This window comes from Streptomyces coerulescens (assembly GCF_042657965.1).
Taxonomy (GTDB): domain Bacteria; phylum Actinomycetota; class Actinomycetes; order Streptomycetales; family Streptomycetaceae; genus Streptomyces; species Streptomyces coerulescens.
This window is the reverse complement of the sequence record NZ_JBHSKM010000020.1, coordinates 225-1268: the sequence shown is the minus strand read 5'-3', so window position 1 is coordinate 1268 and position 1044 is coordinate 225. Positions and strand designations below refer to the sequence as shown.

Sequence of the window (1044 nt, the reverse complement as noted above, 5' to 3'; positions counted from 1 at the left end):
AGGGCCTCCAGCACCCACAGGCGTTCCTGCTCGAACGACAGCGGTAGCGGACCCGGCCCGCGCTCACCGGCCCGCAGCACCGGCACCACCGACCCACCCACCGGCAGATGCCGCACCAGATCGGCGACCGTGGGATGGGCGAAGAACTGCGCCACGCCCAGGTCCACATCCAGTCGGTCGCGGATGGTGTTGATGAGGCGCATGGCGGTGAGGGAGTGGCCGCCGAGGTCGAAGAAGTTGTCGTCGTCGGTGATGTCGTGTCGGTGGAGTACTTCTTCGAAGATGCCGCGGACGGTGTCGAGGGTGGGGTCGGAGACGGCGGGTGTGGTGGGTGCGGTGGGTCGGGCGGTCGGTGTGTGGGGGCCACTGGTGGCGTGAGGGCCGCCGGTGGGGTGGATGACGGGTGGGTCGCCGTCGGCCGTGCGGTCGAGGAGTTCTTCCATGCGGTCCAGCAGCCGCTCCACCGCGGCGCGCTCGATGAGAGCGGCGTTGAAGTCGGGCGACAGGGTGATGCCCTGACCGTCCGGGTGCTCGACGAAGTCCAGAGCCAGGTCGAAGATCGCCTTCCCGTTCGGTACAGGCATCGGAGTGGTCCGGGTTGTTCCGATGCGGGGGGTGAGTTGGGAGTGATTCTGCTGGGCGAGCATGACTTGGAAGAGGGGGTTGCGGCTGGGGTGGCGTGGGGGGTTGAGGGTTTCGACGATGTGGTTGAAGGGGGTGGTGCTGTGGTCGAGGGCTTTGAGGTCGGCGTCGCGGACGCGGTGGAGGAGTTGGGTGAAGGTGGGGTGTCCGGTGAGGTCGGTGCGCAGGACGATGGTGTTGACGAAGAAGCCCATGAGGTGGTGGGTGTTTTCGTCGGTGCGGGTGGTGACGGGGCAGCCGATGGCGATGTCGGTGCCGGCGCCGGCTTCGGCGAGTGCGGCGGTGAGGGCGGTGTGCAGGACCATGTAGGTGCTGGTGCCGGTGGTGCGGGCGATGTGGCGGATGGCTGTGTGGCGTTGGGGTGTCCAGTGTCGGGACCAGGTCTGTCCGTTGAGGACGGGG

The 1044-nt window shown here is 68.0% G+C and carries 1 protein-coding gene; it reads right to left on the bottom strand.

Features of this window, described 5'->3' with window-relative positions; translation table 11 throughout:
• On the bottom strand, positions 1-977 hold a 977-nt coding region (locus ACFPQ9_RS27415), incomplete at its 3' end, for a condensation domain-containing protein (RefSeq protein WP_380858728.1).
• Positions 978-1044: the final 67 nt, after the last annotated feature.